General features: G+C 62.5%; 19 protein-coding genes. 14 read left to right on the top strand and 5 right to left on the bottom strand.

Going from position 1 to position 19,772, the window contains the following annotated elements; all coding sequences use genetic code 11:
- The first annotated feature begins 214 nt into the window (after window positions 1-214).
- From ABJF10_RS16935 to ABJF10_RS16905, 7 genes are all read left to right on the top strand, one after another.
- A complete protein-coding gene (locus ABJF10_RS16935) occupies window positions 215-883 on the top strand; it encodes an HAD family hydrolase (protein WP_348545774.1) in 669 nt (222 codons plus the stop codon).
- Complete coding sequence (locus ABJF10_RS16930) at window positions 880-1,602, top strand: ROK family protein (RefSeq protein WP_348545773.1); 723 nt, start codon at window positions 880-882, stop codon at window positions 1,600-1,602. The genes ABJF10_RS16935 and ABJF10_RS16930 overlap by 4 nt, the downstream gene beginning before the upstream one ends.
- A 76-nt stretch (window positions 1,603-1,678) precedes the next feature.
- Window positions 1,679-1,828, top strand: a complete 150-nt coding sequence (locus ABJF10_RS16925) for a lmo0937 family membrane protein (RefSeq protein WP_348545772.1) — start codon at window positions 1,679-1,681, stop codon at window positions 1,826-1,828.
- A gap of 28 nt (window positions 1,829-1,856) precedes the next feature.
- Window positions 1,857-2,078, top strand: coding sequence for a hypothetical protein (locus tag ABJF10_RS16920; protein WP_348545771.1), 222 nt, complete (start codon window positions 1,857-1,859; stop codon window positions 2,076-2,078).
- Between the two features lie 136 nt (window positions 2,079-2,214).
- Window positions 2,215-3,120 carry a YihY/virulence factor BrkB family protein gene (locus tag ABJF10_RS16915; RefSeq protein WP_348545770.1) on the top strand — a complete coding sequence of 302 codons (906 nt, stop codon included), beginning with the start codon at window positions 2,215-2,217 and terminating at the stop codon, window positions 3,118-3,120.
- A 25-nt stretch (window positions 3,121-3,145) separates the two neighbouring features.
- On the top strand, window positions 3,146-3,670 hold the full coding sequence (locus tag ABJF10_RS16910; RefSeq protein ID WP_348545769.1) for a DUF4142 domain-containing protein: 525 nt from the start codon (window positions 3,146-3,148) through the stop codon (window positions 3,668-3,670).
- Between the two features lie 100 nt (window positions 3,671-3,770).
- Window positions 3,771-4,973, top strand: a complete 1,203-nt coding sequence (locus ABJF10_RS16905; RefSeq protein ID WP_348545768.1) for an FAD-dependent oxidoreductase — start codon at window positions 3,771-3,773, stop codon at window positions 4,971-4,973.
- A gap of 149 nt (window positions 4,974-5,122) precedes the next feature.
- On the opposite strand, the gene ABJF10_RS16900 is transcribed toward ABJF10_RS16905, so the two are convergent.
- Window positions 5,123-6,589, bottom strand: coding sequence for a sigma-54 dependent transcriptional regulator (locus ABJF10_RS16900; RefSeq protein ID WP_348545767.1), 1,467 nt, complete (start codon window positions 6,587-6,589; stop codon window positions 5,123-5,125).
- Window positions 6,586-9,054, bottom strand: coding sequence for a CHASE domain-containing protein (locus ABJF10_RS16895; RefSeq protein WP_348545766.1), 2,469 nt, complete (start codon window positions 9,052-9,054; stop codon window positions 6,586-6,588). Before ABJF10_RS16895 ends, ABJF10_RS16900 begins: the two co-directional genes overlap by 4 nt.
- A gap of 665 nt (window positions 9,055-9,719) precedes the next feature.
- Here ABJF10_RS16895 and ABJF10_RS16890 point away from each other — a divergent pair.
- From ABJF10_RS16890 to ABJF10_RS16860, 7 genes are all read left to right on the top strand, one after another.
- Window positions 9,720-9,968 carry a FeoA family protein gene (locus tag ABJF10_RS16890; protein ID WP_348545765.1) on the top strand — a complete coding sequence of 83 codons (249 nt, stop codon included), beginning with the start codon at window positions 9,720-9,722 and terminating at the stop codon, window positions 9,966-9,968.
- Complete coding sequence (locus ABJF10_RS16885; RefSeq protein ID WP_348545764.1) at window positions 9,965-10,207, top strand: FeoA family protein; 243 nt, start codon at window positions 9,965-9,967, stop codon at window positions 10,205-10,207. Before ABJF10_RS16890 ends, ABJF10_RS16885 begins: the two co-directional genes overlap by 4 nt.
- Before the next feature lie 3 nt (window positions 10,208-10,210).
- Window positions 10,211-12,322, top strand: coding sequence for a ferrous iron transport protein B (gene feoB / locus ABJF10_RS16880; protein WP_348545763.1), 2,112 nt, complete (start codon window positions 10,211-10,213; stop codon window positions 12,320-12,322).
- Window positions 12,319-12,474: a FeoB-associated Cys-rich membrane protein gene (locus tag ABJF10_RS16875; RefSeq protein ID WP_348545762.1), complete on the top strand. Its 156-nt coding sequence runs from the start codon at window positions 12,319-12,321 to the stop codon at window positions 12,472-12,474. Before feoB ends, ABJF10_RS16875 begins: the two co-directional genes overlap by 4 nt.
- 106 nt (window positions 12,475-12,580) lie before the next feature.
- Window positions 12,581-13,609 (top strand): cytochrome D1 domain-containing protein, encoded by a 1,029-nt coding sequence (locus ABJF10_RS16870; RefSeq protein WP_348545761.1) that lies wholly within the window; start codon window positions 12,581-12,583, stop codon window positions 13,607-13,609.
- Between the two features lie 146 nt (window positions 13,610-13,755).
- A complete protein-coding gene (locus ABJF10_RS16865; protein WP_348545760.1) occupies window positions 13,756-14,139 on the top strand; it encodes a hypothetical protein in 384 nt (127 codons plus the stop codon).
- A 42-nt stretch (window positions 14,140-14,181) separates the two neighbouring features.
- Window positions 14,182-15,594, top strand: a complete 1,413-nt coding sequence (locus ABJF10_RS16860) for a carbohydrate porin (RefSeq protein ID WP_348545759.1) — start codon at window positions 14,182-14,184, stop codon at window positions 15,592-15,594.
- On the opposite strand, the gene ABJF10_RS16855 is transcribed toward ABJF10_RS16860, so the two are convergent.
- The 3 genes from ABJF10_RS16855 to ABJF10_RS16845 form a co-directional block, all read right to left on the bottom strand.
- Entirely contained in the window at window positions 15,591-18,050 is a 2,460-nt protein-coding gene (locus tag ABJF10_RS16855) for a DUF3656 domain-containing protein (protein WP_348545758.1), read from the bottom strand. The genes ABJF10_RS16860 and ABJF10_RS16855 overlap by 4 nt on opposite strands.
- A 92-nt stretch (window positions 18,051-18,142) precedes the next feature.
- Entirely contained in the window at window positions 18,143-18,808 is a 666-nt protein-coding gene (locus ABJF10_RS16850) for an N-acetylmuramoyl-L-alanine amidase (protein ID WP_348545757.1), read from the bottom strand.
- Between the two features lie 53 nt (window positions 18,809-18,861).
- The coding region (locus ABJF10_RS16845) for an alpha-isopropylmalate synthase regulatory domain-containing protein (RefSeq protein WP_348545756.1) at window positions 18,862-19,772 on the bottom strand (911 nt) is incomplete at its 5' end.

The raw sequence follows: 19,772 nt of genomic DNA, 5'->3' as shown, positions 1-19,772 counted from the left end.
TTTCAAGCTCACTCCGCCTCCTCGTACCAGTCAAAAGTGCATAACAGTCTCTAGGCATCCAGCTCCCCCGCATTCTGCGAAACATAGCTAAAGCATGTTCCTCAAACTGAAAGCTGGTGCTGCCAAAGGTAAACTCAGTGCAGACGAACACCGGGCGCCGCGCGGCTTCAGCGTCGCTTAACACGATTTCATGAACAAACCATTGCCCCCAAACATGCGTGCCCTGGCTACGGACTATGATGGCACGCTGGCGCACGATGGGTCGGTCAACGGAGCGACGTTGCATGCGCTGCGCAAGCTGAAGGAGGCTCATTTCCGCTTGATCCTCGTGACCGGCCGCGAGCTTCACGAACTCCGCGGAATCTTCGCGGAGATCAACTGGTTCGATCTCGCCGTGATGGAAAATGGGGCCGTGCTCTATCACCCACACACCGGTGAAGTCGAAGCTCTTGCGCCGCCGCCGCCGAGCGAATTCGTGGCTCGACTGCATGAACGCGGCCTGCCGCTCCAGGTAGGTAAATCGATCGTCGCCACTTGGGAACCGCATGAAAATGTCGTGCTGCAAACGATCAAGGAGATGGGCCTGGAACTGCAAGTGATCTTCAATAAAGGCTCGGTGATGATCCTGCCGAGCGGCGTCAATAAAGCCACCGGCCTGCGCGCCGCTGCGGAACGGCTATCCCTCACTCCCGCGCAAGTGGTTGGCGTCGGCGACGCGGAGAACGATCACGCGTTTCTCCAGATTTGCGGCTATTCCGTGGCGGTGGCGAATGCCCTGCCCTCGGTTCGCGACGAAGTCGATTATGTGACCAAACTGGATCACGGAGACGGCGTTACCGAACTCATTATGCGCATGCTTGCACCGGCGGAGGTTGTCCCATGAAAGTCCTGATGCTCGACGTCGGCGGGACCAATGTAAAAATGATGGCCAGTGGGCATGAGGGCTATCGCAAGTTTCCCTCGGGCCGCACCCTCACCGCGGCCAAAATGGTCAAGGGCGTGCTGGAAGCGACCGAAGACTGGCAATATGAAGCGATCTCTCTCGGCTTTCCCGGGATCGTGCGCGAGGGGCGCATCGCGCGCAATCCCCTGAACCTCGCGGGCGGCTGGATGGATTTCGATTTCGAAAAGGCCTTCAAGTGCCCCGTCCGCATTATCAACGATGCCGCGATGCAGGCGCTGGCCAGCTACGATACCGGAAGGATGCTTTTCCTGGGTCTGGGGACCAGCGTGGGAGCCACCTTGATTGCCGATGACACGGTCGTGCCCTTGGAAATCGGCTTGATGCCCCTGTCCAAGTCGGAGGCCTTCATGGATCGCCTGAGCAAGGAAGCGCTGAACAGTCGCGGCAAGGGCCGCTGGCAGAAATCGGTCGAGCGCGCGGTGGCGCTGCTGCGCGACATCTTCTTTCCCGATGTCTTTCAAATCGGGGGAGGCAACGCCAAGTATCTCGACCCCGTCCCGGAAAAGTGTGAACGCGGCGACAATCAGGACGGCTTTCGCGGGGCCATCCGTTTGTGGCCCGGGTCGGACATGCTCGCGGAACCGGCCACCACGACGTGGCGCATCAAGCGGACCCCGAAGAAGGACGCCAAAAAATGAAAGCCGCCGAACACGATGGTTACGAACAGTCGCCGGGTAAGGTGCGATTCAGGCGGTAACACTAACATCGAATCTTATGCTCGCTATCATCGGCCTCATTCTCATCGTTCTCTGGATTGTCGGTTTGCTCCTCCACGTCGCCGGCGGCCTGATCCATCTGCTCTTGGTCGTCGCGGCGATCCTGGTGGTGATGCACTTTATTACCGGTAAGAAGCCGACGGCTTGAAGCGGCTTCTGCAAATTTATTCGAGTCCATGAAAAAACTCGTCGTTGAAATCGCGGACGGCACCAACGCGGAGCTGGTGGAAAAAGTGGAGATCAAGCACATGAGTGACCTCGGCGGCGAAGTGAAAGACGCGATCGAAGACTTTGTTAAATTGAACGAGGGCATTGTCATGCCTCCCGTGATGATCAGCGTGACGGAAAAGGGCGCTCCGACGGAAGCAGACTGCGGCGCCGCCGCCAAAAGTCGCTAAAGGACTTCCCTCCGCGCGGGAATTGCCGCTTTGCTCTTTTGTGATGGCGCGGCGAAGCCACGAGAGATTCAGCAGGCGATACGGAAGCGCAAAGCCGGTGGCCGCTGCGAAGCTCATTCGCAGACTTGCGTTCTCCATGTTCCGATCATTGCTCTCCCTGTTTATCGAAACCTTCCAGCAGTGGAACCTGCACAAGGCACCGAAGATGGGCGCCGCACTGGCCTACTATGCGGTGCTTTCCCTCGCGCCGCTGGTCATTCTCGTTCTTTCGATCATGAGCCTCCTTGTCCAGCGCGACGCGGCGCGCGCGGAGGTCGTGGGGCAATTCGCCAGCCTGGCCGGCCAGCAGGGCGCCGCGATGGTCGATACCATCCTCACCAGCTCGGCGTCGCCCAAAGCTGGTGTCATCGCAACGGTGGTGGGTTTCGTCGTGCTCTTGATTGGTGCTTCCGGGGCCTTTGGGGAATTGCAGGATTCGCTGAACCAGATCTGGGGTGTCCCCGTCGCCAATCGCCCCTGGACGGCGATGATCAAGGACCGCCTGCTTTCCTTCGCGATGGTCTTCGTCATCGGTTTTCTCCTGCTCATTTCGCTCGTCCTGTCCGCCGGCCTCGCCGCCGCGTCCAAATTCATGCAAGGCTATCTGCCCGCCACCCAGAGCCTGTGGGAGCTGACCAATGCCGGCCTCTCGTTCGTGGTGGTGACGGTCCTGTTCGCGCTGATTTTTCGCGTTCTGCCGGATCGGCGCATCGCCTGGCGGGACGTTTGGGTCGGCGCAGGGATTACCGCGCTGCTTTTCACCCTCGGGAAGTTTCTCATCGGCCTCTATCTCGGGCAGGCCGCGGTGGCCTCCAGCTACGGCGCGGCAGGGTCACTCATCATCATTCTGCTTTGGACATTTTACTCGGCGCAAATCCTGTTTTTCGGGGCCGAGTTTACCCAAGTCTTCGCCCGGCGTTATGGGACTCATCAAGGCGAACTCGCTCCCACCCCGACGGTTTCGATACCGCCACGACGCGCGTCCGTTGCGAAGCTTTCTTGAACCAATCCTTAACTAACATCTATCCATGAAACCTATTCGTCTTACATCTTCCCTCGCGGCTTTTGCCGCTCTCGTTCTCGGCGCGGCCGGCGTCCTGGCCGATGACGCCGCCGTCAACAGCTCCGACAAATCCTTCATCAAGGACGCCTACCAGGGCGGCCTCGCGGAAGTTAAAATGGGCGAGCTGGGACAGGGCAAAAGCGCCAACGCCGAAATCAAGGCCTTTGCCGCCCACATCGTCGCGGATCACACCAAGGCTAACGCGGAGCTGAAAACGCTGGCCAATTCCAAAAAGGTATCGGTCTCCGAAGACCCCTCGCTGATGGCTCAAGGCAAAGCGAAACTGCTGGACGTCAAGTCCGGGGAGAGCTTTGACAAGGCCTACGCCGAAGCCATGGTCAGCGACCATAAAAAGGACATCGCGGCTTTCGAGAAGGAGGCCAACGAGGGAACGGATCCCGACGTAAAAGCTTTCGCGGCAAAGACACTGCCCACCTTGAAGATGCACCTTTCCATGGCCGAAGACCTGCAAAAGAAGGTCGGCAAATAAGCAGTCCAATATCTTTCAACCAAGCCTTCCGCTGATTTTAGATCGGCGGGAGGCTTTTGAGTGGGTGGAAAGCGACGAGAGTCATCATTAACCAATCTCCATGGACCTCGTCTCCCCTCATCCGTTTTGGCTGCTGAAGAATGGTCTGCTGAACGAGTACCCTTCTCTCCCCGGCGATGTCCGCTGCGATGTGCTCGTCCTCGGCGCGGGCATCAGCGGCGCCTTGATTTCGCATGGCCTCGTGCGGGCGGGGCTGGATGTCGTGGTGATCGACAAGCGCGACGTCGCCTGTGGCAGCACCAGTGCGAGCACGGCGCTCTTGCAATACGAAATCGATGAACACCTCATCGATCTCACGCGCCGCATTGGCAAGCGCGATGCCGAGCGCGCCTATCTTGCCTGTCATGGCAGCATCGACACCATCGAGCGCCTGGCCTTCGAAGTAGGCGCGCGTTGCACGTTTCGCCGCAGGCCCAGTGCTTACTTTGCGGCCAAGCAGTCCGATGTTGCCATCCTCCGGCGGGAAGGAGACGCCCGGCGCGCCGCCGGCATCGTGGCCGACTTTCTCGAGGAAGAAGAGATCCGCGCGCACTTTTCCTTTTCGCGCCCCGCCGCCCTCATCTCCACGCAAGCGGCGCAACTCGACGCCCACCGCCTCGCGCACACCTTGCTCCACGATAGCGCCGCCCGGGGAGCGCGCATTTTCGACCGTACCCGCGTGGATGAATTCGTGCCGGGAACGAGGGAGGTTCGGCTCAAGACGGATACCGGCCATGTCATTCGCGCCTCCCACGTGGTGTTCGCCACCGGCTACGAATCACAGGATTTTCTGCCCCGCCGGGTGGTGCAACTCAAGAGCACCTTTGCCCTGGCCACCGAACGTGTCACCCGCTTTCCGGGCTGGTGGAAGCAGTGCCTGATCTGGGAAACGGCCCGGCCTTATCTCTATCTGCGCACCGCGGCCGACGGTCGCATTCTCGTGGGCGGCGAAGACGTGCCCTTTCGCGATCCCGTGCGGCGGGACCGGCTGGTGGAAAGCAAGACCGCCCGCTTGGAAAAGCGTTTTCGCGAACTATTCCCGCAGATCGATTTCAAGGTGGACTATCGCTGGGCCGGGACCTTCGGGGAAACCAAGGATGGCCTGGCGTACATCGGACAGATCCGCCAGATGCCCCGTTGCCATTTCGCCCTTGGGTTCGGCGGCAACGGCATCACCTACAGTGCCATTGCCGCCGATATCATCCGCGAAGCGCTGGCCGGCCGCCGCCATCCCGACGCGCATCTGTTCCGGTTCGATCGGTAGTGGCCGATCCTACGAAATGGGAATAAATCGCGGAAAGAAGAGGTGAGCCAGCGAATCACGCAGATCACACGAATGGGCGGATTTCATTCGCGTGATCTGTGTGATTCGCTGGTCAAAGTTTTCGATGAATTGACTTACCTCGCGGCCCCCTACGACTCCGTCCCCTGCGGAAAGCGCCGGTAAATCCGGCTGCGATTGACCCCGAGCAGTCGCGCGGCTTCCGCGACGTTGCCGCGCGTTTGCTCGAGCGCGCGCTGGATCAAGACGTTCTCGGCTTCTTCGAGATTCAGCGGCAGACTCGCCGCGGACGGGGCAGCCGGGCGCACCTCCAGCGCAGGCGCGGGCGCCGACGGACCCACGGAGACCTGCACGTGTTTCCGCTCGATGGATTTTCCACCGCTGGCAATGAGGGCGCGCTCGATCAGGTTCTTCAATTCGCGCACGTTGCCGGGGAACGAATAGGTGGAAAACCAATCGAGCGCGTCCGGCGCGAGAGCGGGTGGGGCCATGCCCATCTCCTCGGAGAATAGCCGCAGGAAATGCGCGCAGAGGAGCGGGATATCCTCGGGCCGTTCGCGCAGCGGCGGCGTTTGCACGATGAAACGCGCGAGCCGGAAGTAGAGGTCCTGGCGGAAAGTGCCCGTGGCGATCCGGGCGCTGAGGTCGGCATTCGTCGCGCTGATGACGCGCACATCCACCCGCCGGGATTGCGCCGCGCCCACCGGCGTGATCTCACCGTCCTCCAGCACGCGCAGTAACTTCGCCTGCAGCGTTGCGGGCATGTCCCCGATTTCATCGAGAAAAAGCGTGCCACCGTCGGCCAGCTCGAACCATCCCTTGCGGTCCGAAGTCGCGCCGGTGAATGAACCCTTCAAGTGACCGAAGAGCATCGACTCCGCCAGTTCCGAGGGGATCGCAACGCAGTTCACGGGAATAAATGGCGCGCCGGCCCGCGGGCTGCCGTGGTGGATCGCGCGCGCGACGAGCTCTTTGCCGGTGCCGCTTTCGCCGGTGATGAGCACGCTGGTGTTGGCAAATTGATGCAGTCGCTCCACGTCCTGGAGGATCTTGCGGATCAAGCCGCTCTGCCCGATGAAGCCGGCCAGGCCCCAGCGCTGGGCTTCGCGCGCGGAGAGCGTGGAAAAGCGGGCGTCGGCTCTTTCGCGGGCGTCTTCCGCCGTGCGCCGCCGCGTGACTTCGTCCTCGAGTTCCGCATTCTTGCGCTGCAGTTCGCGGGTCAGCCGGCTGATCTTCAAGTGTGTCTCCACGCGCCCCACGACTTCCTCCGCCTGGAACGGCTTCAAGATGTAGTCGACCGCGCCGACGCGGAAGCCATTCACCACGCTCGCCGTCTCCTGCTTGGCGGTGATGAAGAGCACGGGAATTTCGCGCGTGGCTTCATCGGCCTTGAGTTCGCGACAGATGGCAAAACCGTCCCGCCCCGGCATGACCACATCGATCAGAATCAAGTCGGGAAGCGCCTTCGCGGCGATCTTCAGGCCGGCTTCGCCCCCGGGCGCAGCGAGGATTTCGTAACCGCGCGGTTCGAGCGCCGCGGTGAGCAGATCGATATTCGTGGGCGTGTCGTCGACAATCAGGATTTGTTCGCGGCTCATGCGGAGGGAGAGGTGGTGCCGTTGGGCGCAACGGCAATCTGCGCGGCGATTTTTTGAATCATTTCCATGTCGTAACTGGCGAGGAACTCGCGCAAGTGCGCGGCGAGCCGCCGGCCCGGCGGGCCGGTTTCCTCGACCTCGCGCAGGCAGCTTTTCAAGACGGTGGCGCTGTGCAATTCCGCCGCCATCATCAGGCGCGTGACGAGATCCTCCGGCAGGACGATGCGCCCGAGATCCAGCAAGGGTGCGCTTTCCGCGCCATCGGGCGGCGCTTTGTACTCGAACTCCACGCCGAGCAGATGGTGCAGACAGTCATAGAGGCGCGCGCTGCGAAAGGGCTTGGCGATGAAATCATCGCAGCCCGCCTTGAGATACATTTCGCGTTCGTGCTCGAGCGCGGAAGCGGACATCGCCACGACTTTCAAGCCTTCCGCGCCGTAGTCGTTCACGATGCGCCGCGTCGCCTCCAGGCCGTCGATTTCCGGCAGGCGCATGTCCATGAAAACGATATCGGGATGCGAAACGGAAACCGCTTCGAGCGCCTGGCGGCCATTTTCGGCGAGGACGATTTCGCAGCCGATCGCGGCCAGCAACGTGGAGAGGACTTCGCGGTTCTCGCGAATGTCATCCACGATCAAGGCGCGCACTTCCGAGCCGGCGGCGAGGCGTTCCACCTCGCGCGCTTCCACCACGGCGGCCGTCCGGGACGCCGCCGCGGGCAAGACCAGCGTGAAGAAAAACGTCGAGCCCGCGCCGGGATCGGAACGCACCTCGAGCTTGCCGCCCATCAGCGTCACCTGGCGGCTGGCGATGGTCAGGCCGAGACCGGTCCCGCCGTGGCCGCGCGCCCCGGGGCCTTGCTGGAAGGGCTTGAAGATCGTGCCTTGCGCCTCGGGCGGAATGCCGATGCCGGTATCGCTGACTTCGAATTTCCAGGAATGGCTTTCTTCGCGCTCGAGACGCAGGGTCACGCGGCCGCGTTGTGTAAATTTCACGGCGTTGCCGAGCAGATTGATGAGCACCTGACGCAGCTTGCCGACGTCGCCGCGGACGCCGAGCGTGCGCATGCTGTCGAGTCCCTCCACGCGCAGACCGAGCTGCCTCTCTTCGCACGGGTGCTGAAAGAGAGCGGTCAACTCGCGCACGAGCGACACGAGATCGAAGTCCGCGGTTTCCAGTTCCATGCGCCCGGCATCGATCTTGGAGAGATCGAGGATTTCGTTGATGAGGTGGAGCAGATGGTCGCAACTGCTCGAGATCGTGGCGAGCGCGTCGCGTTGGAAGGGATGCAGCGCGCTGTCCCGGAGCAGAATTTGCGAGTAGCCGAGAATCGCATTCATCGGCGTGCGAATTTCGTGGCTCATGTTCGCGAGGAATTCGGACTTGGCGCGATTCGCGGCCCCGGCCGACGCCTCGGCGCGCTTGCGAATGTCTACTTCCGCGAGCAGGGCGGCATTCGATTGGGCGATCTGGGCGGCACGGCGGGCATTGTTCCAAAGGAACGCGGCGACGAGCCCGGTGAAAAGGAGCCCCGCCAGCAGCGCGGCCCGCGATTGCCAGGAAAGCGCGGTCGCGCTGAAGGCCGGCATCGGCGTGAAGTGCAGGATCCAGCGGCGACCGGCCACTTCCAGTGCGGTGTCCCATCCCGGCTCGCTGGAGGAGATTTTCCGCCCGTAAATGACACTGCGTTCCGCTTCGTCGGTGATGGTCGCGGCCAGGCCCTTCGCTTCGGTCGTGCGCAGGGCGGAAGAAACCAGGTCGCCGACCCGGAAGACGGCGACCGCGAAGCCGCGCAATTGCGTGCGCCTTTGCTCCACCGAAACGGGTGCGCCTTCAAAGAGCGGCTGGAAGACGAGGAAACCGAGCTGCGATCCGGGTTCCTGGGCAAGGCGCAAGGAGGCCGTGGCGATCACCTGGCCGGTATCGCGCGCCTGCTCGAGCGCCCGCCGCCGCCGCGGTTCGGAATTCACGTCGAAGCCAAAGGCCGCCGCGTTTCTTTGCAAGGTTTCCAGATAGAAGACGGGGAAGTATTCCGCGCGGTTCGTCGCCGGGATGAGGGTGGAGTCGTCCAGTTCCTCGGTGAAATGAAAACCGGGGAAGCCTTCGTCGTGAGCACGCTGCTCCCAGGTGTCGCGCTCCGCACCGGGCACCCGCGGATCCCAGGCGAGCGCCTGGAGCTCCGGCTGCCGGGCCAGCGCGTCGGCGACGAATTTGCTGAATTCCGCCCGGCTCACTTCCCCGCGGGTCTCATAGAGAGAGGCGATGGCGTGGAGCACCTCCATCGAGCGCATGATCTGCCCGCGGAGCACTTCCGCGCGGTCCTGGGCGACCTGCCGCACTTGCTCCTGCGCTTCCCGGCGTTCCCAGTCGCGCAGCAGTCCGGCCACGAGGAGCGAAAGGAGCGCGCCGAGAGCCAGCGCCAGCAGGGCGGGCATTTTGCGGGGCGGCGCGGTGGGGTCGGACATGGAAGCCACCGCGCGAGAGCATTCAAGGTGCCACTCCGGCCTCTCCCTGCGGCTGCCTGTGAGAATCACCTCAGGACGACCTATCCACCCGTCCACCCAAGTGCGCTTTTTCCGACGGATGGGGCAAAACGGCACAGCGCCAGTAAGGAGGATGTTTCGGTGCTGGCTGCGTCGATTTTGCTTGCTTTTTGGCGGTGGTCATGCTATAAACGCGTGTGAGATGGAGAGGGAAAGGGAGGATTTTGGTTGGGGGAGGAGCATTTGAAATGCGCGGGAGGAGGTTCTTTGACAGACGATTCGGGATCGGCTTGATGCAAATAAGTTGCAGAAATGCGCTTGGAATCGCGGCTTGGATTGGCTGCTCCACGGCCTTGATTGGCCTATGGCCGAGCCAGTGTAAAAATAGGCCAGTCAAGGCCAGTCAAGGCGGGTAAAGGCGGGTAAAGGCGGGTAAAGGTCGGAATTTTTTCGCGTGTGGGGCATTAACGCCGCGCGCGGAGACTTGGTTAATGCCATTCCATGGCATTCAGGAAGGGCGATCACACGGACGATCGAACGCAGTAGTTAAGCCCAGCTTAATTTTGCGGTTGGTTTGGGGTAAGGGAAGCCACCACAATTTTATTGCGACAAAATCTCAACTACTGCTATTTTGCCCTCTCCTTCCCATGCCGAACTCGTCTTCCAAGCCGATCTTCACTCTGGCGCGTGCCAGGGTCGGGGAGCGTTTGCGAGTGGTGACGATCTGTCCGGACTGCCCAGAGTGCCTCAGGCTGAGGGAGTTGGGATTTCAGGATCGCGTGGAAGTGCGCAAGATCGCGGACGGCGCAGCGATCATCTGCTCCGTCATGGGCATGCGCGTGGCCATCGGGCGGGACTTGGGAGAACACGTTCGCGTAGAAAGAATCGCCGCGTGACTGCCGAGGCCAGCGAATCCCTTAGCACCCTGCCCCTCGGCCAGAAAGGCCGCGTGCTCGGTTTTGTGCTGCCGCCGGAGCATCGCCAGCGGCTCCTGGAAATGGGCCTCACGGTGGGCGCACAATTTGAGGTAATCCGCTTTGCGCCCTTGGGTGACCCGATCGATATCAAGGTCCGCGGCTATCATCTGTCCCTGCGGAAAAACGAAGCCGCTGGCGTGCTCGTCGCGCGGCTCTAGGCCATGGCCGCTCCCGCCCAAGTTTCCCCGGCGCCCCCGACTCGCGATGTCATGCGACACGTGTCGATTGCGGGCAATCCCAATTGCGGAAAGAGCACGATTTTTAACGCCCTGACCGGCCTGCGGCAAAAGGTGGGCAACTACCCCGGCGTGACCGTTGAGAAGAAGACGGGGCGTTTCTTCGGCAGCCACGGCGAGGCGATGGAATTGCTCGATCTCCCCGGCAGCTACAGCCTGCAGGTCCGCTCGCCGGACGAAGCCGTCGCCCGCGATGTGCTGCTCGGCCGCCAGCCGGACACACCGCGCCCGGACGTGATCATTTGCGTGGTCGACGCCAGCAATCTCGAGCGCAATCTCTATCTCGTTGCCCAGATGCTCGAGTTGAACATCCCCATCGTCGTGGCGCTCAACATGGTCGACGTCGCGGAGAAAAATGGGGTGGTCATCGACCTCATGGCGCTGCGCGAAAAGCTCGGCGTGCCCGTGATTCCCATGGTCGCGACCAAGGGCGTGGGCTTGATCGAACTGCGCCAGGCCGTGTCGCGTTCCCCGCTGCCGCCGCCCGCGATCTGCGCGCAGATGCCCATCGTGCTCGAACGCGAAGTCATGGCGCTGGCGAAGCAATTGCCCGTGGCCCACGAGGTCGCGCGGGGTGAAGCGCTCCTGCTGCTCACCTTGCACGAGGCCGCGTTGGACGAAGTAACGCACCACGATCGCGCGATCGTGGAGGCGACGAAGGTCGCCCAGCAACGCCTGCTCACCGCCGGCATCGATCCCCTCTCCGCTCCCGTCGATGCCCGCTACGACTGGATCGGACAGGTTTGCGCCGCGGCCCATCACAGCGGCGACAGCCACCACGCGGTCTCGATCTCCGACAAGCTCGATGGCTGGCTCACGCACCGCGTCTGGGGCTGGGTCGCCTTCCTCGGCATGATGTCGCTGATGTTCTTCTGCATCTTCGTGGTCGCCCAGGTTCCGATGGATTGGATCAAGGACGGCGCCGCCGCCCTCGCCAAGTGGGTCGGCGACCATTTGCCCGAGAGCGATCTGCGCGGACTTCTCACCGATGGGGTCATCGCCGGCGTCGGCGGCGTGGTCATCTTCCTGCCACAGATTCTCATTCTCTATTTCTTCCTCGGGATCCTGGAAGACACCGGCTACATGGCGCGCGCCGCGTTCATTATGGACCGGCTCATGTCGAAAGCCGGGCTGCACGGCAAGTCCTTCATCCCCATGCTCAGCAGCTTCGCCTGCGCGATTCCCGGCATCATGGCCACGCGCACGATTGAGAATCGCAAGGACCGGCTCGTGACCATCCTCGTCGCACCGCTCATGAGTTGCTCGGCGCGCGTGCCCGTCTACACGATCATGATCGCCGTGCTCATTCCCGGCTACTCGGCGTGGCCAAAGGCTTTGATCATGCTTTGCATGTACTTCCTCGGCGCGATAGTGGCGTTCGGCATGGCGTGGCTTTTCAAAAAGAAGCTGCTCAAGGGAGAAACGCCGATGCTGCTTCTGGAGATGCCACCCTACCGCATGCCGTCGTGGAAAGGCGTGGCCATCCGCATGTGGGAACGCTCGGGCCTGTTCCTGCGGCGCGCCGGCACTGTCATCCTGGCGCTCTCCATCCTGCTCTGGGCGCTGGCCACCTACCCGAAGCCATCCGATCCCAAGGCGACGCCGTCCGAGGCGCTGGCGCAGAGCCTCGCCGGCCGCATGGGCCACGCGATTGAACCGGCCATCACCCCGCTCGGCTTCGACTGGAAAATCGGCATCGGTCTCATCGGCAGCTTCGCCGCGCGCGAGGTCTTCGTCGGCACCATGTCCATCGTCTATAGCGTCGAGAGCAAGGACAAGGAGGACATCGAGCCGCTGCGCGACACGATGGTCGCCGAGAAGCGCGCCGACGGATCGCCCGTCTTCACGCCGCTCGTTTGCATCGGTCTCATGGTGTTCTATGTTCTCGCCATGCAGTGCATCAGCACCGTCGCCATTGTCCGCCGCGAGACCAACTCGTGGCGATGGCCTCTCTTCCAAATCGCCTACATGACCACGCTGGCCTGGGTCGGCGCGTTCATCGTCTTTCAAGGCGGCAAACTCCTCGGCTTCCATTGAACCCGCTCCTCGATCAACTCGCTGTCGCCGGCATCATCGCCGGAGCTCTCACCTTTTTCGTGGTGCGTTTTCTGCGCAAGCGCGCCGGTGGCAAAAACTGCGGGAGCGACTGTGGCTGCGGCGCGTCCAAGGCCGGCAAGGTCGGGCGTTGATTGGGAGTGCCGCCGTTTTGTGACGGAAGGCGTCTCAGCAAAGATGCGTCGCCGCGCATTTTTGCCTACGTTCGCGGCTCGTGACCGATCATCATCCCACACACCCATGAATACGCACCCCACCTCCCCGAAACGTCATCGCGTGACTGCGCTCGCTCTCGCTCTCGGCTTTGCCGGCCTCGGCATGGCCCAGGCGGAAGACGCCGCGCCCGGCTGGCTCCTCGTGACCAATAAAGCCGACCAGACGCTCTCCATCGTCGATCCCGCGACGAACAAACAAATCGCCACCATGCCCGAAGGTGGCAATACCTGTCACGAACTGGTCGCCACACCGGATGGCAAGCGCGCCTTCATGCCGATCTACGGCGATGCCGGCGTCGGCAAGCCCGGCTCGAATGGGCAGCTCATTCGCGTGGTGGACGTGGCCAAGCGCGAGATCACCGACACGATCGATTTCGGCCGGGGCGTGCGCCCCCATTGTGCGGTCTACAACCAGAAGACCAATCTCCTCTACGTCACCACGGAGATCGAAAATACCGTCTCCATCATCGATCCGGCGACGCTGAAGATCGTCGGCACCATTCCCACCGGTGAGCCGGAATCGCACATGCTCGCCGTCACCCGCGACGGCAAGCGCGGCTACACCGCGAATGTTTCCACCGGCACCGTCTCCGTGCTCGATCTCGAGCAGAAAAAGCTGGTGAAGACGATTCCCGTGGCCGGCAAGACGCAGCGCATCTCGCTCTCCGTCGATGACCGCTGGGTCTTCACCTCGGACCAAACCAAGGCGCAACTCATCGTCATCGACACGCAAACGAACGAAGTCGCGAACCGCATCGACATCCCTGACTTCGGCTACGGCACTGCTCCCACGCCCGACGGCAAATCGCTGCTCGTGTGCTGTGGGTTGGGCACCGTCGCCGTGGTGGATCTCGAGGCCAAGAAGGTGGTCCGCGAATTTCAGCTTCCGCGCGCCCCGCAGGAAATCCTCATACGTCCGGATGGTGCCATGGCGTATGTCTCCTGCGATTTCAGCTCGAAGGTGGGCGTCATCGACCTCAAAAAATGGGAACTGGTGACGCTCATCGAAGTCGGCAAGAACGCCGATGGCCTCGCGTGGGCCAAGGCGCAGTAACCGTTCCGCGTCCCGTTTCTTCCCGCCTGCAACCCTCGATCCGTCGGGGTTGCAGGCTTTTGGTGGCTTCGCACTTGCTTGTGATTGCTCACTATTTGCTCGTCGTTGCGCTGCGGCTTCGCTAGTTCCACGCCAATCCTCAGCACATGAAATCTCGATTCCTCACCGTCACCGTAATCGCCGCCGTTGCCACCACCATCGCCTTCGCGGTGGAAGAGACCAATCCCATCAAGGACGCCATGAAATTTGCCCACAAGGCGCCTCAGGGCGAAAAGAAGCTCAGCGACAAGATCGTCGATGGCACCGCGCCCGAGGCAGACGTGAAAAAGACCCTCGATCTCTACAAGGCCATGCTTGACACCAAGCCGCCGAAGGGCGACCAGGCCGCTTACAAGGTGAAGGTCGAGAAGCTCATTGCCGCGACCGAGGAAGTGGTCGAGAAAAAGCCCGACGCCACCGCGCACTACAAGGATGCGGTGAACTGCAAGGCCTGCCACAGCGAGCACAAGTCGGCGCCTCCCGGCAAATAATTCTCATGACGAGGACGCGGGAAGCTTTTCGGCGCGCCTGACATGAAAGCGCACGGCCTGCCGTTGATCGCCTTTCTTGGCTTGGGCGTGACTGCTCTCGCCGGGGAAGATCCGTTGTCCAAGTGGTCGGAGGTGTCGATTCCTTCGGATGTGTTGAGCAGCGATTGGGATGGCCTCCGGCCCTGGCTCGCGCAACACGGCCTCGGTCTGAGCTTGAGCTACGTCGGCGAAGTGCTGGGCAACACCACCGGCGGGCTGCGCCGCGCCGCGTCCTACGAAGGTCTGGTCACGCTCGGCCTCGATGCGGACCCGAACAAGATTGCCGGCTGGCGGGGCGCGAGGTTTCACGTCCTGGGTTACTATCCGCACGGCGCCGGCATCACGCAAAAGGCGCTGGGCGACATCAGCGTGAGCAGCAGCATCGACGCCTACGATAGCATCCGGCTGCAGGCCCTCTGGGTGGAGCAGGGCGTCGGCGAGGGGAATCTCTCGTTGCGCGCGGGTTTGCTGGCCGTGGACGACGAGTTTTACCAGACCCCGATGGAAAACATTTTTGTCCGCTCGAATTTCGGCTGGTCCTCGGCCCTCGGGCTGAATGGGCCGTTGCCCACGTATCCCTACACGGCACCCGCGCTGCGGCTGCGCGCGCAGCCCACGAGTTGGAGTTATGTGCTGCTCGGCGCTTTCGATGGCAACCCAGCGCCGGGGGTCTTTCCCGATCCGTCTCCGAATGCCGTGCCTTCGAACGAATTCAACAAACACGGCACCGAGTGGGCGCTGCGGCATGACGAAGGCGCCTTTCTCATTGCCGAGGCGACCTTTCATTTCCACGACCCGCCTGATCCGGGAGCCGCGCCCGCGTCGACCGGCGACGGGAAGAAGGCGGTGCAGGAAGCGCGCGGCTTGTTTACCAGCGTGAAGATCGGGGCCACTTACGACACGGATACCTTTTCCGATGCCTATGACTCTGGCCTCATCGGCTTGCAATCGACCGGCCGGCCGACCCTGGCCCGGGCGCATGGTGGTGACTGGTCCATCTATGCGATGTGGGACCAGGAGTTGTATCGCGAGCCGGGGACGGAGACGCAGGGGTTGGGCGCATTTCTGCACGCCACCTTCCTGCCGCCCGATCGCAACGCCTACGATTTTTCCGCGGAGGCAGGATTCGTCTACACCGGCCTCTTGCCCGGGCGGGACAGCGACATCTTCGGCATCGGGTACAATCTCATTCACTCCGGCGCGGCCAACGCCGCCGCCACGCGCGACGCGAATCATTTCGATGGCACGCACGTGGCCATCCCCGATTACGAGCAAGCGATCGAGATGACCTATAATGCGCACGTTCGGCAGGGCCTGTGGATTCAGCCGGATGTGCAATACATCGTTCACCCTGGCGGCTCGGGCGCACACGGGAACGCTTTGGTCGTCGGCTTGCGAACGACGATTGTTTTCTAAGTGCGCGCTTCGTAAGTCCCGCGCGTCACTCCGAGCTGCGACTGCGCCTGGAGCGTGCGCCACAGTTCCTCGCCCGCTTGCCCCCCGGAGAGCAGCGCCTGGTAGGCCTGAATCACGCGGCGTGCATCCGTGGCGTTCTCTTCGAGCAATTCGATGCGGTAGTCGCGCAGACCGGCGGCTTCGAGTTGCGCAAAGAATCGTGCGCCTGTTTGCGGCACGGCGTTAAAGAGTGTGTTGCGGCAGCCCACGTCGGCGCGCAGCGGATGCTCCATGCCCACGCGATCGCGCAAGTGCACGCGATGTTTTTCACAGGGTCGTCCGCAATCGAGGAAGGATGTCCCCTTGGACATGAACGCCGCGAAGACGCAGTGCTCCATGTGAAACATCGGCATGTGCTGGTGGAGCGTCAGCTCGAACCATGATGGGGGCGCGGAGCTGAGCAGATCGAGCACCTGCTCGATATTCAGGTCGTAACTGATCGTCACGCGTTCGAGCCCCTTGCTCATGAAATACGCCGCCGTCAGCGGGTTGGCGACGTTGAGTGAGAAATCGCCGATGAGCTGGAGACGCGGATGGTCACTGGCATTGCGCTCTGCGAAATAAGCAATCGCCCCGAGATTACGAATGAGCACACCATCCGGCGCGGCATTCTCGATCAATTTGAAAAAGCCCTGCTCGCCGGCCTTTTGAATGCGCGGGGTGGCGAGAAAGATGCGCGCGCCGGTGCCGGACTCCCGCACCCGGGCCACGGCGTCCTTGCCGCGGCGAATGTCTTCGAAATCCACGGAGATTTCCTCGACGCCGCATTCCAGCGCCGCGTCGAGTTGCTCCATCGAGCGGCACAAGACGCGCAGCGCCGGCGTGCTCCGTGGTTGGCTGACGGAAGAGGTTCGGACGCGCGTGACAATGGCCTCCACGCCTGCCAGCCCCTCGTGTCGCGTCACGGACCGAGCGGCATCCAGTTGAAAGACGAGTTCGCGGCGCAGGCGATTCAACTCGCCGATGGGCAGAATGACTTCACCCTCCAGCTCGCAGAGCAACTCGCCCAGCTCGTACGCGCTGTCTCCGAGACGGCCGAGATGATCGCGCAGTTTCTCGACGGTGAGCGGAGCGGTTCGTGCGGCTTGCAGCGGGATGCCCGATTTTACGGTCACGGCATCGACCCGCAATTCCAGCGGTTCACCTGCGCGCCCGCGGACGCTCATCTCAATCTGCTCGCGGCGGCGCGGTTCGATCCGGCCCGTGAACGATTGCCGCAGGCGTTTGTCGAGTTCGGGATCATCCGTTTTCCACACGCGGTCACCGGCCTTGAGTCGTCCGAAATCGATATGATCGTGCTGAAAGAAAAGCCGCTGACCCTTGATCTCAAAGATGCGTCCGCCTTGTTCCGCATTGGTATCGCCGCCCGTGTCGAAGACCACGCCATCGCCCGCTTTCAGCGGCACTTCCGGCGCAAACTCCACGGAGTCGCGGCCCACGCGGGCGATGCGCCCGGCGAACGCCCCGCGCTTTTTGCCATAGCGCGCGGAGACGAGTTCCTGATGGTTCACGCCGTGCATCCAGCCCGTATAGAGGCCGCGCGAAAAAGTCATCTCGAGCTGATAGCGATCCGCGGCGCTGGGATGAAACTCGCGCGCGGCCAGTGCGGCGTCGATCGCCTTGCGATACACCTGGCACACGGCGGAGACGTATTCCGGCGTCTTCAGCCGGCCTTCGATCTTGAAGCTGATCACGCCGGCCTCGATGAGCGCCGGGATTTCGTCCACTGCCGCGAGATCCTGCGGCGAGAGCAAATAGCGCCGGTCCCCGAGCTCGCGCAACGCGCCGTCGACGACCAATTCGTACGGCATGCGGCAGGCCTGCGCGCATTCGCCGCGATTCGCGCTGCGCTGCCCGAGCGACTCGCTCGTCAGGCACTGGCCGGAGTAAGCGACGCACAGCGCGCCATGCACGAAGACCTCCAGCGGCAACTGCGTCGGGGTAAACTTTTCCATCTCGCGCAAGGACAGTTCGCGCGCGAGCACCGCCCGCTGGACGCCCAGTTCCCGCGCAAATTCGGCGCCTTCCGGCGAAGTGATCGTCATCTGCGTCGAAGCATGGATCGGCAGGTCCGGCGTGATCTCACTCGCGAGTCGCACCAGGCCCACGTCCTGGACAATGAGCGCATCCACCCCCGCGCGACTCAACAACCGCAGGTACTCGCCGGCATCCGCCAGCTCCCCGGTGAAGACGAGCGTGTTGAACGCCACATACGCCTTCACGCCATGCCGATGGCAAAACGCGACCACCTCCGGCAATTCCGCCTCGGTGAAATTATGCGCCCGCAGCCGCGCATTGAACCGCGGCAGGCCGAAATACACGGCATCCGCCCCATTCGCCACCGCCGCGCGCATGCAATCCCAATCGCCTGCGGGGGCGAGTAATTCGGGAGTTTCGGTGTGGCGCGACGGATTCATGGCGGATTCCTACAAAGCCACACTTTCCGCCTGAGGAAAGGGCGATGTGAACCGGGTGTAAATATCCGCCAAGCAGGAAGCGCGGTCCCCGATCAATAGTAACCGTTGATCTTTTGCAGAAAGGCGTCCCAGCGCGGGCCGGGCTTGCCGTGTTCCAGCAGGATGCGCGGGCAGTTCTTCTGATTGCCGTGGAAATGCCATTGCGGCCAGTGATAGTGCGGCACGACGTGATCCAGCGGAATGTTCTGGTCGTGCATGAGCCACGCGGTAAGGCGCGCGGCGCGGTCGAGGGCGGCGGCCTGGCGGGCGGGATCGCGCAGTTCGCAGATCTCGATGCCGATACTCGTGTTGTTGCCGGGCCCGTCGTGGTCCGCGTGTTCACCCTGGATGTTGAGCGGGAGCGATTGGATGGCCTGCACATCATCGACCGTAAAATGCCACGTCATGTAGCCCGTGCGATTCCATTTCGTCCGGCCACGGAATGCGCCCACAGCCATGCCGCGCGCGTGCTGGAGCGCGGTGGCGTTGCGGTTGTCGGTCGAGTGAATAGTGATGTACGTCGCGTGCAGCGGAAACTCGATGTGCCGCCCGTACTTGCCGTGGGGCACGATCATCTGGCGCAGATTGACGGACGCGGGAGCGCCGCTCTGCTTTAGCGTTTCGGAATCCGAGACGGTGGCTTCGCGTTTCGGTGTCGAGCAACTGCCCAGCAGCAAGGCGATGGACAGGACGAGCGGAATGACGGCAACATTTTTCACGCCGCCGTCTTTAACGGAAGCCCGCCCGCCTGCCCAGCAATAGAGTATGGCCTTTACGCAGCGACGACTGCCTTGCCTGCGGCACGATTCACGGCGCCGAGCACTGCCTTGATCGAGGCCAGCTCAATATTCGTATCCACGCCGGCGCCCCATTTGGTTTTGCCATCGGGCAGCCGGATTTGGATGTAGGCGATGGCGCTGGCTTCCGTTCCCGCGCTGAGCGCGTGCTGCTTGAAATCCGCGACCTCGAATCGCGGCGCACCGCTCTGGTGCAACGCATGCACGAACGCGGCAATGGGGCCATTGCCTTCGCCGACCAGCTTCACGTGTTCGCCGGCCCGGCGGGCGGACGCGCGGCACGAGAAGCTGCCATCCACGCCATCGGCATGGAAATGGATCAGTTCCCACGGTTCCACGCGCTCGATGTATTCGCGCCAGAACATGGCTTTCAGTTCCCCGGCGCTGACCTCCCGGCCGAGGTGGTCCACCTCGTCGTTGGCCAGCGGGCCGAATTCGCGCTGCAAATCCTTCGGCAATTCGATGCCAAATTCGCTCTCGAGCAGATAGGCGACGCCGCCTTTGCCGCTCTGTGAATTCACGCGGATGACTTCGCGGTACTCGCGCCCGATATCGCGCGGGTCGATCGTCAGGTACGGCACATCCCAATGCGTGCGCCCGTCGCGCTCCCATTCACCGAGACCTTTCTTGATCGCGTCCTGGTGTGAGCCGGAGAAGGCTGTGAAGACCAGTTCACCGGCGTACGGCTGGCGCGGCGGCACTGTCATCCCCGTGCACCGCTCGTAGATTTCGATCAGTGCGCCCATGTCGCGGAAATTGAGCTTTGGGTCGATGCCGTGCATGTAGAAATTCAACGCGACATTCACGATGTCGAGGTTGCCCGTGCGCTCGCCGTTGCCGCAGAGCGTGCCCTCCACGCGCTGGGCGCCGGCCAGCAGTCCCAGGT

Source organism: Chthoniobacter sp., assembly GCF_040003245.1.
In the GTDB taxonomy this organism is placed as follows: domain Bacteria; phylum Verrucomicrobiota; class Verrucomicrobiia; order Chthoniobacterales; family Chthoniobacteraceae; genus Chthoniobacter.
The sequence above is the reverse complement of the archived record's forward strand: the minus strand, read 5'-3'. Positions and strand labels throughout refer to the sequence as shown.

Excerpts from the sequence above, each read along its gene's own strand:
- ABJF10_RS16890 (WP_348545765.1), top strand. The coding sequence starts at position 9,720 with ATGCCGAACTCGTCTTCCAAGCCGATCTTCACTCTGGCGCGTGCCAGG.
- ABJF10_RS16910 (WP_348545769.1), top strand. The coding sequence starts at position 3,146 with ATGAAACCTATTCGTCTTACATCTTCCCTCGCGGCTTTTGCCGCTCTC.
- ABJF10_RS16870 (WP_348545761.1), top strand. The coding sequence starts at position 12,581 with ATGAATACGCACCCCACCTCCCCGAAACGTCATCGCGTGACTGCGCTC.
- ABJF10_RS16920 (WP_348545771.1), top strand. The coding sequence starts at position 1,857 with ATGAAAAAACTCGTCGTTGAAATCGCGGACGGCACCAACGCGGAGCTG.
- feoB (WP_348545763.1), top strand. The coding sequence starts at position 10,211 with ATGGCCGCTCCCGCCCAAGTTTCCCCGGCGCCCCCGACTCGCGATGTC.
- ABJF10_RS16855 (WP_348545758.1), bottom strand. The coding sequence starts at position 18,050 with ATGAATCCGTCGCGCCACACCGAAACTCCCGAATTACTCGCCCCCGCA.
- ABJF10_RS16860 (WP_348545759.1), top strand. The coding sequence starts at position 14,182 with ATGAAAGCGCACGGCCTGCCGTTGATCGCCTTTCTTGGCTTGGGCGTG.
- ABJF10_RS16915 (WP_348545770.1), top strand. The coding sequence starts at position 2,215 with ATGTTCCGATCATTGCTCTCCCTGTTTATCGAAACCTTCCAGCAGTGG.
- ABJF10_RS16935 (WP_348545774.1), top strand. The coding sequence starts at position 215 with ATGCGTGCCCTGGCTACGGACTATGATGGCACGCTGGCGCACGATGGG.
- ABJF10_RS16905 (WP_348545768.1), top strand. The coding sequence starts at position 3,771 with ATGGACCTCGTCTCCCCTCATCCGTTTTGGCTGCTGAAGAATGGTCTG.
- ABJF10_RS16865 (WP_348545760.1), top strand. The coding sequence starts at position 13,756 with ATGAAATCTCGATTCCTCACCGTCACCGTAATCGCCGCCGTTGCCACC.
- ABJF10_RS16925 (WP_348545772.1), top strand. The coding sequence starts at position 1,679 with ATGCTCGCTATCATCGGCCTCATTCTCATCGTTCTCTGGATTGTCGGT.
- ABJF10_RS16930 (WP_348545773.1), top strand. The coding sequence starts at position 880 with ATGAAAGTCCTGATGCTCGACGTCGGCGGGACCAATGTAAAAATGATG.
- ABJF10_RS16895 (WP_348545766.1), bottom strand. The coding sequence starts at position 9,054 with ATGTCCGACCCCACCGCGCCGCCCCGCAAAATGCCCGCCCTGCTGGCG.
- ABJF10_RS16900 (WP_348545767.1), bottom strand. The coding sequence starts at position 6,589 with ATGAGCCGCGAACAAATCCTGATTGTCGACGACACGCCCACGAATATC.